The organism is Pseudomonas sp. RT6P73, assembly GCF_054897715.1.
Map to the genome: position 1 here is coordinate 392,506 of NZ_JBUBUV010000002.1, position 12,502 is coordinate 405,007.

Annotated in this window: 13 protein-coding genes; 6 read left to right on the forward strand and 7 right to left on the reverse strand. The window is 59.9% G+C overall.

All coding sequences use genetic code 11. The features are described from left to right. Nucleotides 1-5: 5 nt before the first annotated feature. Nucleotides 6-1,559 carry a galactarate dehydratase gene (gene garD / locus ACYZT6_RS01955; RefSeq protein ID WP_462025497.1) on the forward strand — a complete coding sequence of 518 codons (1,554 nt, stop codon included), beginning with the start codon at nucleotides 6-8 and terminating at the stop codon, nucleotides 1,557-1,559. Between the two features lie 223 nt (nucleotides 1,560-1,782). Here the strand turns inward: garD and ACYZT6_RS01960 are convergent, their stop codons facing one another. Then, complete coding sequence (locus ACYZT6_RS01960; protein ID WP_462025498.1) at nucleotides 1,783-2,277, reverse strand: hypothetical protein; 495 nt, start codon at nucleotides 2,275-2,277, stop codon at nucleotides 1,783-1,785. Nucleotides 2,278-2,521: 244 nt separating this feature from the next. Between ACYZT6_RS01960 and ACYZT6_RS01965 the strand changes: the two genes are divergently transcribed. Then, a complete protein-coding gene (locus ACYZT6_RS01965; protein ID WP_462025499.1) occupies nucleotides 2,522-3,463 on the forward strand; it encodes an AEC family transporter in 942 nt (313 codons plus the stop codon). Nucleotides 3,464-3,592: 129 nt separating this feature from the next. Here the strand turns inward: ACYZT6_RS01965 and ACYZT6_RS01970 are convergent, their stop codons facing one another. The 6 genes from ACYZT6_RS01970 to gatC form a co-directional block, all read right to left on the reverse strand. Then, nucleotides 3,593-3,973, reverse strand: a complete 381-nt coding sequence (locus tag ACYZT6_RS01970) for a carboxymuconolactone decarboxylase family protein (protein ID WP_462025500.1) — start codon at nucleotides 3,971-3,973, stop codon at nucleotides 3,593-3,595. After that, nucleotides 3,970-5,028, reverse strand: a complete 1,059-nt coding sequence (locus tag ACYZT6_RS01975) for a calcium/sodium antiporter (RefSeq protein ID WP_462025501.1) — start codon at nucleotides 5,026-5,028, stop codon at nucleotides 3,970-3,972. The genes ACYZT6_RS01970 and ACYZT6_RS01975 overlap by 4 nt, the downstream gene beginning before the upstream one ends. 50 nt (nucleotides 5,029-5,078) lie before the next feature. Then, on the reverse strand, nucleotides 5,079-5,453 hold the full coding sequence (locus ACYZT6_RS01980) for a septal ring lytic transglycosylase RlpA family protein (RefSeq protein WP_462025502.1): 375 nt from the start codon (nucleotides 5,451-5,453) through the stop codon (nucleotides 5,079-5,081). Between the two features lie 148 nt (nucleotides 5,454-5,601). Beyond that, the gene (gene gatB / locus ACYZT6_RS01985; protein ID WP_462025503.1) at nucleotides 5,602-7,047 is read right to left on the reverse strand and encodes an Asp-tRNA(Asn)/Glu-tRNA(Gln) amidotransferase subunit GatB; all 1,446 of its coding nucleotides are present in this window, start codon (nucleotides 7,045-7,047) and stop codon (nucleotides 5,602-5,604) included. A 10-nt stretch (nucleotides 7,048-7,057) separates the two neighbouring features. Next, the gene (gene gatA, locus ACYZT6_RS01990) at nucleotides 7,058-8,509 is read right to left on the reverse strand and encodes an Asp-tRNA(Asn)/Glu-tRNA(Gln) amidotransferase subunit GatA (RefSeq protein WP_462025504.1); all 1,452 of its coding nucleotides are present in this window, start codon (nucleotides 8,507-8,509) and stop codon (nucleotides 7,058-7,060) included. Between the two features lie 16 nt (nucleotides 8,510-8,525). Beyond that, the gene (gatC, locus tag ACYZT6_RS01995; RefSeq protein WP_008026876.1) at nucleotides 8,526-8,813 is read right to left on the reverse strand and encodes an Asp-tRNA(Asn)/Glu-tRNA(Gln) amidotransferase subunit GatC; all 288 of its coding nucleotides are present in this window, start codon (nucleotides 8,811-8,813) and stop codon (nucleotides 8,526-8,528) included. Between the two features lie 214 nt (nucleotides 8,814-9,027). On the opposite strand from gatC, the gene mreB reads away from it, so the two are divergent. The 4 genes from mreB to ACYZT6_RS02015 all read left to right on the forward strand — a co-directional run bounded on the left by mreB (nucleotide 9,028) and on the right by ACYZT6_RS02015 (nucleotide 12,490). Continuing rightward, nucleotides 9,028-10,065 carry a rod shape-determining protein MreB gene (gene mreB, locus ACYZT6_RS02000; RefSeq protein WP_002555108.1) on the forward strand — a complete coding sequence of 346 codons (1,038 nt, stop codon included), beginning with the start codon at nucleotides 9,028-9,030 and terminating at the stop codon, nucleotides 10,063-10,065. 188 nt (nucleotides 10,066-10,253) lie between these two features. Beyond that, entirely contained in the window at nucleotides 10,254-11,360 is a 1,107-nt protein-coding gene (mreC, locus tag ACYZT6_RS02005) for a rod shape-determining protein MreC (protein ID WP_462029900.1), read from the forward strand. Further along, nucleotides 11,360-11,851 carry a rod shape-determining protein MreD gene (gene mreD, locus ACYZT6_RS02010; protein ID WP_462025505.1) on the forward strand — a complete coding sequence of 164 codons (492 nt, stop codon included), beginning with the start codon at nucleotides 11,360-11,362 and terminating at the stop codon, nucleotides 11,849-11,851. The genes mreC and mreD overlap by 1 nt, the downstream gene beginning before the upstream one ends. Before the next feature lie 42 nt (nucleotides 11,852-11,893). After that, complete coding sequence (locus ACYZT6_RS02015) at nucleotides 11,894-12,490, forward strand: Maf family protein (RefSeq protein ID WP_462025506.1); 597 nt, start codon at nucleotides 11,894-11,896, stop codon at nucleotides 12,488-12,490. Nucleotides 12,491-12,502 lie beyond the last annotated feature (12 nt).

Below are 12,502 nucleotides of genomic sequence, written 5' to 3' on the forward strand. Positions count from 1 at the left end.
GCGTCATGCAGTTGATTGAACATTCCGACTCGCCGCGCTACATCCGCCTGCACGAGCGGGACAACGTCGTAATCGTGGTCAATGACCAAGGCGTACCGGCCGGCACCGAGTTTCCCGATGGCCTGGTGACGGTGGACTTCGTGCCGCAGAGCCATAAAGTCACCCTGGAAGACATTCCCGAGGGCGGCCAGGTGATTCGTTACGGCCAGACCATTGGCTACGCGTTGCAGCCGATTCCGCGCGGCAGCTGGGTCAGGGAAGATCAACTGCGCATGCCCACCGCGCCACCGCTGGACAGCCTGCCGCTGTCCACCGAAGTGCCGGCGGCGCAGGCACCGCTGGAAGGCTATACGTTCGAGGGCTATCGCAACGCCGACGGCACCGTCGGCACGCGCAACATTCTCGGGATTACCACCACGGTTCAATGCGTCACCGGTGTGCTGGACCATGCGGTCAAGCGCATCAAGGACGAGTTGCTGCCGCGCTATCCGAACGTCGATGACGTGGTGGCGCTGACCCACAGTTACGGCTGTGGCGTGGCGATTACTGCGACCGACGCGTACATCCCGATTCGCACCGTACGCAACCTGGCGCGCAACCCGAATCTGGGCGGCGAAGCTTTGGTCATCAGCCTGGGCTGCGAGAAATTGCAGGCCGGGCAGGTGATGCACGAGGGCGACAGTTCGGTTGATTTGAGCGATCCGTGGTTGTACCGCTTGCAGGATTCGAGTCACGGTTTCACCGAGATGATCGAGCAGATCATGGCGCTGGCCGAGACCCGTTTGAAGAAGCTCGATCTGCGTCGCCGGGAAACCGTGCCGGCGTCCGAGCTGATTCTCGGCATGCAATGCGGGGGCAGCGATGCGTTTTCCGGCATCACCGCCAACCCGGCGCTGGGCTATGCCTCGGACCTCTTATTGCGTGCCGGTGCGACGGTGATGTTTTCCGAAGTCACCGAGGTGCGCGACGCGATTTACCTGCTGACTTCCCGTGCGGAGACTGAGGAAGTTGCTCAGGAACTGGTGCGGGAAATGGACTGGTACGACCGTTACCTGGCCAAGGGCGAAGCGGATCGCAGCGCCAACACTACGCCTGGCAACAAGAAGGGCGGGCTGTCGAACATTGTCGAGAAGTCCCTAGGCTCAATCGTCAAATCCGGCAGCAGCGCGATCAACGGCGTGCTTGGCCCTGGCGAGCGGTTCAAGCGCAAAGGGCTGATCTTCTGCGCGACCCCGGCCAGTGATTTTGTCTGCGGGACGTTACAGTTGGCGGCGGGGATGAACCTGCACGTGTTCACTACCGGGCGCGGCACGCCCTACGGTTTGGCGATGGCGCCGGTGGTAAAAGTGTCGACCCGGACCGAACTGGCACAGCGCTGGCCGGACTTGATCGACATCGATGCCGGGCGGATTGCGACCGGGCGGGCTTCGATTGAAGACCTTGGCTGGGAGTTGTTCCACTACTACCTGGACGTGGCCAGTGGCAAGAAGCAGACGTGGGCGGAGCAGCATAAGCTGCATAACGACATCACCCTGTTTAATCCGGCGCCAATTACCTGAGATTGGCATGGGTGATCTGTCCTGGGTACGGCTCGGCATGCGAACACCCAAGTAGAATTCATCGTTAGGTGATGCGTTACAACACCGTTTATTCCATTGCTACAGCGATTACTGATTGTCTGTAGCAAGGGAAGACGGCTTCGTAAAAACTCACGATCGACACCACAAATTCCTTGTCGATCAAGTTTTAACGCTGTGCTTTCTTTGCCTTCTTACGGATGTATCAGGCCGGTTCACTGGGTGTAGACCACTCAAAATTATCAAAATGTACGTCACCAACGGTCGGGGAGTTATTAGAGAATCCGCCGATAAGTAGATGGTCAAAGTACTCAGTACTTACGAACTCCGTGTCTCCGGGGTGGATAGGGCTACCCGCTACGACTATTCCTTCCTTTACTGCAGCAACATAGGCGACACCAAGATCATCGCCGCCAGTAGTCTTGATCTGGAATTTCACATTATGTACCGGGCTTCCAAATGAAAGCTTCAATCTGGAGCCCTTTGGCAAAAATAGACTTTTACTACCGAAGCCAGGCTCGTCGAGATGAACTATCCCCGAACTGTTGTCGCTCAGTTGAGCTTCGATAGTAACTTCTAGATTGCTTAAAAATTGCACTGTTTTACCTGTTTTAAAGAACTGGTGGCTTGCGGCTTCGAAGTCCTCTTCTTTATTTACAAAGACAGTGCCGGCTTTTGATGCGTCTGAAAGAACTGACATGGTTGTAACTCCTATGAATTGTTTTAGGTTGCGGAGTTATTTAGTACTGGCGAAAGAGAGTTTGCTACTGTCAGATCTGACAGTGGCGACGAACGGTCAAAGAAAGATAACCTGTTCGAATCTGGTGTTTTTACAGTAAATCAGAGCAGGACGTGACCTTGCCCTCGAAGCCGATCTCACACGCAAGCGCCCCTGTCGCTTATCATTAGCCCCCTAACGACGCTCACCCAAGGTTTCCCCCGGCATGCTGGCTATCTTCCTCGAAACCCTGAACATCACCGCGCCGGTGTTTGCCATGCTGTTTCTGGGGGTGGTGCTCAAACGCATCAACTGGATAAATGACAACTTCATCCACACCGCGTCGGCCCTGGTGTTCAACGTCACCATGCCGGCGTTGCTGTTCCTGGGCATTCTGCATGCCGACCTGAACGCCGCGCTGCAACCGGCGCTGCTGATCTACTTCTCGCTCGCCACCCTGGTGGGTTTCGCCATCGCCTGGGGCTGGGCGATCTGGAAGTGCCCGCGGGAAGACCGGGGGATTTACACCCAGGGCGCTTTTCGCGGCAACAACGGTGTCATCGGCCTCGCGTTGGCGGCGAGCATGTACGGCGACTACGGGATTTCCCTCGGGGCGATTCTCGCGGCGCTGGTGATCCTGTTTTACAACACGCTCTCGACCATCGTGCTGGCGGTGTACAGCCCGGTGATCAAATCCGATCCGTGGAGCATCTGCAAAAGCGTGATGGTCAACCCGCTGATCATCAGCGTGTTTGCGGCCGCGCCGTTTGCCTATTTCAAGATCAGCCTGCCGGGCTGGCTGGAAACCTCCGGTCAGTACCTGGCGCAAACCACGTTGCCGTTGGCGCTGATTTGCATCGGCGGCACGTTGTCGCTGGCGGCGATGCGCAAAAGCGGTTCGATGGCGCTGAGCTCAAGTTTGGTGAAGATGATCGGTTTGCCGGTGCTGGCGACGCTGGGGGCGTGGCTTTGGGGTTTTCGCGGGGCGGAGTTGGGGATTCTGTTTCTGTACTTCGGCAGCCCGACCGCGGCGGCCAGTTTTGTCATGGCCCGTCAGGCTGATGGCAATCATGAACTGGCGGCGGCGATCATCGTTATCACCACGTTGATGGCGGCGGTTACCACCAACATCGGGATCTTTTTGTTGCAGTGGGGTGGGTGGATCTAGCTTCGGGATTTATGGTGTTCTCCAGGGCCTCATCGCGAGCAGGCTCGCTCCCACATTTGGAATGCATTCCCCTGTGGGAGCGAGCCTGCTCGCGATAGCTATTTATCGAACACCAAAAAATTCTGGCTGTTACTCAGGCTTCTGATAGGTATCGATCACTTCCTGCGCCGCCCGAAACGCATCAATCGCCGCTGGCACACCGGCATACACCGCGCAATGCAGCAACGCCTCACGGATCTCTTCCACGGTGCAGCCGTTGTTCAGCGCACCGCGCACGTGGCCTTTCAATTCCTGCGGGCACTTCAATGCGGTCAGCGCGGCGAGGGTGATCAGGCTGCGGGTTTTCAGCGGCAGACCTTCGCGATTCCACACACCGCCCCACGCGTGTTCATTGACGAAGTCCTGCAGCGGCTGGGTGAACTCGGTGGCATTGCCCAGCGCGCGGTCGACGAACGCATCGCCCATCACTTGGCGGCGGACTTCAACGCCAGGCTTCTGATTGTCGGTCATGGCATTTCTCTCTTGTGGTGTTGGCGACGCCAGGCGCGCAGTGATGTGAACAGCAAATAGGCCACCAGCGCCGGCAGGACGAAAAACAGCATCAGGTGTTCAAGCTTGCCGGCCAGTGGCATGCCGGTGGTGAACGACACCACATGCAGACCGTAAGCGAGATACAAGCCCAAAAACAGCAGACCTTCGGCGCGAGTCACTCGGTAGCCGGTGTAGAACAGCGGCAGACACAGCACCGCGACACCAAGCATCACCGGCAGGTCAAAATCCAGTGCGTTGGGCGAGACCGACAGCGGCGAGGGTGCGACGAGCGCAGTCAGGCCAAGCACGCCCAAAAGGTTGAACAGGTTGCTGCCGATCACGTTGCCCACGGCAATATCCCGTTGACCGCGTAGTGCGGCGATCAATGAGGTGGCCAGTTCCGGCAGGGACGTGCTGATGGCGACGATGGTCAGGCCGATGACCCGCTCCGACAGCCCCAGATCCGTCGCGACCGCCACGGCAGCGCCCAGCAACAAGTGGCCGGCGTAGACCAGCATCGCCAGTCCAGCGACGATCATCAGCACGCTGCTGAACCAAGGTGCCCGGGGTGTTCCGTCATGGGAGGGCGGACGGGCCGAGTGCCGCGACTGACGTAGCAGCAAGCCCAGATACAGCGCCAGGGCGGCCAGCAGAATCATGCCGTCGACGCGGTTCAGCTCTTCATTCCACGCCAATAAGAACACCAGCAGGCTGGCGCCGATCATCAGCGGAATGTCCAGGCGCACCAGTTGGCGTGAAACCCGCAACGGAATGATCAGCGCCGAAAGCCCGAGGGTGACGAGGATGTTGAAGATGCTGCTGCCGATCACGCTGCCGACGGCAATGTCGGCGTTTTGCGCCAGGGTGGCTTGCAGGCTGACCGCCATCTGCGGCGCGCTGCTGCCCAGGGCGACGACGGTCAGGCCGATGATCAGCGGCCGCACTTGCAAGCGCGCAGCCAGGCGCACGGCGCCACGGACCATCAGCTCGGCACCGGCGATCAGCAACAGCAGGCCGCCGAGCAACTCAATCACGCTGATCAGGGGTAAATCGGCAAGTCCGAAAATGGTCGGGGCTCCGTCTGTTAATCGTCGATGGCTTGCACGCGAACACGCGCGGTACCGCTACGGAGCATACCCAGTTGTTCGGCGGCCTCGTGTGAAAGATCAATCAGGCGTCCACGGGTGTGCGGCCCGCGGTCGTTGATACGGACCACGCAGGACTTGTCGTTATTCAGATTGGTGACCTTCACCCGTGTGCCAAAGGGTAGCTGGCGATGGGCGGCGGTCAGGGAATTCTTGTTGAAACGCTCGCCACTGGCGGTGCGTTTACCTTGGTGTTTGGCGCCGTAATACGAAGCCGTGCCGGTCTTGTCGTAGCCGTGTGGATCGACGACATCGTTGCTGGCGCAACCGGCCAGTAAAGAGAGCAGGGCGCAAAGGCTGAGCAGACGCTTCATTGAAGGTTTCCCGAAAACAAATGTGGGAGCCAGCCTGCTGGCGATTGCGGAGTGTCAGACACGGATATGTTGAATGTCAGACCGCTATCGCCAGCAGGCTGGCTCCCACAAGGAGTGGAGCCAGATTTGAAGGCTGGCTCCATTCGTATCAGCCTTCGAGCTTGCTTTTCAGCAGTTCGTTGACCTGTTGCGGGTTGGCCTTGCCTTTGGAGGCTTTCATGGCCTGGCCGACGAAGAAGCCGAACATCTTGCCGCGTTTGGCTTCGTCTGCCGCGCGGTATTGTTCGACCTGCTCGGCGTTGGCCGCGAGCATTTCGTCCAGCACCGCCGAGATGGCGCCGCTGTCGGTCACTTGCTTGAGGCCGCGCTTGTCGATGATCTCGTCCGCACTGCCTTCGCCATTGGCCATCGCTTCAAACACGACCTTGGCGATTTTGCCGGAGATGGTGTTGTCCTTGATGCGCAGCAGCATGCCGCCCAGTTGCTCGGCCGAGACCGGCGACTGGTCGATTTCTACGCCTTGCTTGTTCAGCAGGCTGCCCAGTTCAACCATCACCCAGTTCGCCGCCAGCTTGGCGTCGCCGCTGATGCTCACGACTTTCTCGAAGTAATCGGCTTGCTCGCGGCTGGTGGCCAGGACGCTGGCGTCGTAGACCGACAAACCGAATTGCTCCTGGAAGCGCTCGCGTTTCTGCGGTGGCAATTCCGGCAGGGTGGCGCGGACTTCGTCGAGGAACGAGTTCTCGATGACCACCGGCAGCAGGTCCGGATCGGGGAAGTAACGGTAGTCGTTGGCTTCCTCTTTGCTGCGCATCGGACGGGTTTCGTCCTTGTTCGGATCGTACAGGCGAGTCTGCTGGATCACTTTGCCGCCGTCTTCGATCAGCTCGATCTGGCGCTGCACTTCGCTGTTGATCGCCTTCTCGATGAAGCGGAACGAGTTGACGTTCTTGATCTCGCAGCGGGTGCCATATTCGACCTGGCCTTTCGGACGGATCGACACGTTGCAGTCGCAACGCAGCGAGCCTTCGGCCATGTTGCCGTCGCAGATGCCCAGGTAACGCACCAGTGCGTGGATGGTCTTGACGTAGGCCACGGCTTCCTTGGCGCTGCGCATGTCCGGCTCGGAGACGATTTCCAGCAGCGGCGTGCCGGCACGGTTCAGGTCGATGCCGGTGGCACCGTTGAATTCTTCGTGCAGGCTTTTACCGGCGTCCTCTTCCAGGTGCGCACGGGTGACGCCGACACGTTTGATCGTGCCGTCTTCCATGGCGATGTCCAGGTGACCCTTGCCGACGATCGGCAATTCCATCTGGCTGATCTGGTAGCCCTTCGGCAGGTCCGGGTAGAAATAGTTTTTACGGGCGAACACGTTGTGCTGGCCGATTTCGGCATCGATGGCCAGGCCGAACATCACCGCCATGCGCACCGCTTCCTGGTTCAGCACCGGCAATACGCCGGGCATGCCGAGGTCAATCAGGCTGGCCTGGGTGTTCGGCTCGGAACCGAACGTGGTGGAGCTACCGGAAAAGATTTTCGACCGGGTGGTGAGCTGGGTATGAATCTCCAGCCCGATCACGACTTCCCATTGCATGTGTTTCTCCTCAGAAGCCGGTTGGGGTGCGGGTGTGCCAGTCAGTGTTCAACTGGTACTGGTGCGCAACGTTGAGCAAGCGGCCTTCCTGGAAATACGGGGCGAGCAGTTGCACGCCGACCGGCAGGCCATCGACGAAACCGGCAGGCATGGACAAGCCCGGCAGGCCCGCGAGGTTGGCGGTGATGGTGTAGACGTCTTCCAGGTACGCAGCGACCGGGTCGCTGTTCTTGGCGCCGAGTTTCCAGGCCGGGTTCGGCGTGGTTGGGCCGAGGATGATGTCGACCTCATTAAAGGCTGCCATGAAGTCGTTCTTGATCAAGCGACGGATCTTCTGGGCCTTCAGGTAGTAGGCGTCGTAGTAACCGGCCGACAGCGCGTAGGCACCGACCATGATCCGGCGCTGCACTTCCGGGCCGAAACCTTCGCCACGGGAACGCTTGTACAGGTCGATCAGGTTGACCGGGTTTTCGCAGCGGTGGCCGAAACGCACGCCGTCGAAACGCGACAGGTTGGAAGAGGCTTCCGCCGGAGCGATCACGTAGTACGCCGGGATCGCGTGCTGCATGTTCGGCAGGCTGATTTCCTTGATCACGGCGCCGAGCTTTTCCAGCTCCTTGACGCTGTTGTGGATCAGCTCGGCGATGCGCGGGTCGAGGCCGGCGCTGAAGTATTCCTTCGGCACGCCGATGCGCAGGCCTTGCAGCGAACCGTTGAGGCTGGCGCTGTAATCAGGCACGGGCTCGTCGATGCTGGTGGAGTCCTGCGGGTCGAAACCGGCCATGCCTTGCAGCAGGATCGCGCAGTCTTCGGCCGTGCGCGCCAGAGGGCCGCCCTGATCGAGGCTGGACGCGTAAGCGATCATGCCCCAGCGCGAAACACGACCGTACGTCGGTTTCAGGCCAGTAAGGTTGGTCAGTGCGGCTGGCTGGCGGATCGAGCCGCCCGTGTCGGTGCCAGTGGCTGCCGGCAGCAGGCGCGCGGCAACGGCTGCCGCGGAACCGCCGGACGAACCCCCGGGAACGTGTTCCAGGTTCCACGGGTTTTTCACCGGGCCGTAGTAGCTCGACTCGTTGGCCGAACCCATGGCGAATTCGTCCATGTTGGTCTTGCCCAGGGTCACTGCGCCGGCAGCGGCCAGCTTGGCAACGACGGTGGCGTCGTACGGTGCTTTAAAGTTGTCGAGCATCTTCGAGCCGCAGCTAGTGCGGATGCCCTGGGTGCAGAACAGGTCTTTATGGGCGATCGGCGCGCCGAGCAGGGCGCCGCTCTCACCGTTGGCCCGGCGTGCGTCAGCGGCTTTCGCCTGCTGGAGCGCCAGGTCTTCGGTGAGGCTGATGAAGCTGTTGAGCTGAGGATCGAGCTGGGCGATACGCGCCAGCAGGGTTTTGGTCAGCTCTTCGGAAGAAAACTTTTTATCGGCGAGTCCGCGGGCGATCTCGGCCAGAGTCAATTGATGCATTGCAGGCTCTTTCCCTTTAGTCGATGACTTTCGGAACCAGGTACAGGCCGTTTTCGACCGCTGGTGCGATGGACTGGTAGGCCTCGCGATGATTAGTCTCGGTCACGACGTCTGCACGCAGGCGCTGGCTGGCTTCCAGTGGGTGGGCGAGCGGCTCGATACCGTCGGTATTGACCGCCTGCATTTCGTCGACCAGTCCCAGAATGCTGTTCAGGGCCGAAGTGATGTGTGGAAGATCGGCATCATTGAGGCCCAGACAGGCCAGATGAGCGATTTTTTCCACGTCGGAGCGTTCAAGCGTCATGGGATTCTCCAGTGGAAGGAAAACAGAACGGATGCTATCCGTGTGTTAGATTGTCGGAACACTACCGCATTTCTACGGTCATAAGGCCGCGATTGTGGGGGTTGGTGCACAGAAAAGCGGCCAATTTAACATATTGGCGCCTTGCCCAAAATCCCTGTCGTTGTTAGAGTTTGCCGCACTTTTTTACCCACGCGTTGCCTAGGGTCCCTTTCCCATGTTCAAGAAACTGCGTGGCATGTTTTCCAGCGATCTCTCCATTGACCTGGGCACTGCCAACACCCTTATTTACGTGCGCGAGCGCGGTATCGTCCTGAATGAGCCATCGGTTGTGGCTATTCGGACACACGGTAACCAGAAAAGTGTCGTTGCTGTCGGCACCGAGGCGAAGCGCATGCTCGGCCGTACGCCGGGCAATATTGCTGCCATTCGTCCGATGAAGGACGGCGTCATTGCCGACTTCAGCGTCTGCGAAAAGATGCTGCAATACTTTATCAACAAGGTTCACGAAAACAGCTTCCTGCAGCCAAGCCCGCGGGTGCTGATCTGCGTTCCGTGCAAATCCACCCAGGTTGAGCGCCGTGCCATCCGTGAATCGGCCCTTGGTGCCGGTGCTCGCGAAGTGTTCCTGATCGAAGAGCCAATGGCTGCTGCGATCGGTGCCGGCCTGCCGGTTGAAGAAGCGCGCGGTTCGATGGTCGTCGATATCGGTGGTGGTACCACTGAAATCGCGCTGATCTCCCTGAACGGTGTGGTTTACGCCGAATCCGTACGGGTTGGCGGCGACCGCTTCGACGAAGCGATCATCACCTACGTGCGTCGCAACTACGGCAGCCTGATCGGTGAATCCACCGCTGAGCGCATCAAGCAGGAAATCGGTACGGCCTACCCGGGCGGCGAAGTTCGTGAAGTCGACGTTCGTGGCCGTAACCTGGCGGAAGGCGTTCCACGTGCCTTCACCCTGAACTCCAATGAAGTGCTGGAAGCTCTGCAAGAGTCCCTGGCCACTATCGTTCAGGCAGTGAAAAGTGCGCTGGAGCAATCGCCTCCGGAACTGGCTTCCGATATCGCCGAGCGTGGCCTGGTGCTGACCGGTGGTGGCGCGTTGCTGCGTGACCTCGACAAGTTGCTGGCCCAGGAAACAGGTCTGCCGGTGATCGTTGCCGAAGATCCGCTGACCTGCGTTGCTCGCGGCGGTGGCCGTGCATTGGAAATGATGGATAAACACACCATGGATCTGCTTTCCAGCGAATAAGTCGCCGGATCGCTTCTATGCTGTTGAGCGCGCAGGCGGCACTTTGCAGTGCTGCCTGTTGGCGTTTATCTTCTGTCAGTCTGTATCCAGGCCGGTCTGTCGTATGAATAAACAAAAAATTTGCCTGGGAGGAGCGGCTTATTAAACCGCTTTTCACCAAAGGGCCTTCACTGGGCGTGCGCTTGTTGGTGCTGGTCGTGCTATCGGTCGCGCTGATGGTGGTCGATGCCCGCTTCACACTGCTCAAGCCAGTGCGTAGCCAAATGTCGCTGGTGCTGATGCAGTCTTACTGGATCACCGACCTGCCGCAGCGGCTATGGCAGGGTGTGGCCAGCCAATTCGGCAGCCGTACCGAGCTGGTTGCCGAAAACGAAAAACTCAAGACAGAAAACCTGCTGTTGCAGGGACGCATGCAAAAGCTTGCCGCCCTCACCGAGCAGAACGTTCGGCTGCGCGAGTTGCTCAATTCCTCTGCGCTGGTCAACGAGAAGGTCGAAGTGGCCGAGTTGATCGGCATGGACCCCAACCCGTTCACCCATCGCATCATCATCAACAAAGGTGAGCGCGACGGCGTGGTCCTCGGTCAGCCGGTGCTCGATGCCCGCGGCCTGATGGGCCAGGTGGTCGAGTTGATGCCTTACACCTCTCGCGTGTTGCTGCTGACCGACACCACCCACAGCATTCCGGTGCAAGTGAACCGTAACGGTCTGCGGGCAATTGCCAGCGGTACCGGCAATCCGGAACGCCTGGAACTGCGTCACGTTGCCGACACGGCTGATATCAAGGAAGGCGATCTGCTGGTCAGTTCCGGCCTCGGTCAGCGGTTCCCGGCCGGTTACCCGGTGGCGACGGTCAAGGAAGTGATCCACGATTCCGGCCAGCCGTTTGCCATCGTGCGTGCCGTGCCGACCGCCGCGTTGAACCGCAGCCGTTACCTGCTGCTGGTATTTACCGACGGCCGCACCGCTGAAGAGCGCGCCAACGAAGCGGCCCAGGCACAAGAAGCGCTAGACCAGCACGGTGGTGGGCCGATCATTCCGGCGACCGTGCCAAAACCCGTGCCTGCCACCGTAATGGTTCCCGCCGCAGCCGCTGCGCCTGCTGCAACTCCGGCGGCACCAGCACCGGCACCAGCACCGGCGGCACCCCCGGCCAAACCTGCGCATCCCGCCGCGGCCAAGCCGCCGGCATCGCAACCTGCCGCAGCTAAACCACCAGCCGCTCAACCGGCTGCGGTGAAGCCTGCCGCCAAACCGCCTGTCTCCGCGCCGGCTTCCACTGGGGGACGAGAATAATGGTCGGTGCTACCGCATCCCGAAATGACTGGATGATCTGGCTGACGTTTGCCATTGGCCTGCTGCTCAGCGTTTCGCCGCTGCCGCAATTCATGGAAATCCTCCGTCCGCTCTGGCTCGCCTTGCTGCTGGCTTTCTGGGCGTTGTACTTGCCGCAGAAAGTCGGCATGGTCACCGCATGGTGCCTGGGCCTGGCCGAAGACGTGCTCTACGGCACATTGCTGGGCCAGAACGCGTTGATCCTGACCTTGATCACCTTCCTGGTGCTGTCGTTGCAACAGCGCCTGCGCATGTTCCCGATGTGGCAACAGAGCCTGGTGATCCTGGTGATCTTCGGCCTCGCTCAGCTTGTTCAGCTTTGGCTGAGTGCCCTGACCGGCAACCGTCAGCCAACCCTGGCGCTGGTGCTGCCGGCACTTGTCAGCGCATTGCTCTGGCCATGGATCAGCTACGGTTTGCGCGGTTTGCGTCGACGCTACAAGATCAATTAATTCGGTCAGGCATTGGCCCGCAACAGACAGGGAGATGTCTTGATGACACAGCTTTACCTCGCCTCAGGCTCGCCGCGTCGGCGTGAACTGCTCACGCAGATCGGCGTGCCATTCTCCGCCATCAGCGCGGACATCGATGAAACCCCTTTAGCTCATGAATCCCCGTCGGCCTATGTCGAGCGCCTGGCGCGCGGCAAAGCCGAGGCCGGGCGCGGCACGGTCGTGTCCGACGCCGACTTTTGCGTGCTGGGCGCCGACACCGCCGTGGTGCTCAACGGGAAAATTCTCGGTAAACCGGTGGACGAAGCTGACGCGTGCGCCATGCTTATGATGTTGGCGGGGCAAGAGCATGAAGTGCTGACCGCCATTGCAGTGCTTGACGGTGAGCGTTGTGAGTCCCGGGTGGTGCGCAGTCTGGTGCGTTTTCGCAACATCGCTCGCGATGAAGCGGCGGCTTACTGGGCCAGTGGCGAACCGCGAGACAAGGCAGGTGGCTATGGCATTCAAGGGCTGGGCGCGGTGTTTGTCGCCCAGCTGATTGGAAGCTACTCGGCGGTGGTCGGACTGCCGCTGTGCGAAACCGCTGAGCTGCTCGGCCATTTCGGCATACCCTGTTGGCAAACCCTTAACGCGCGCTGAGCGTCGTACTGA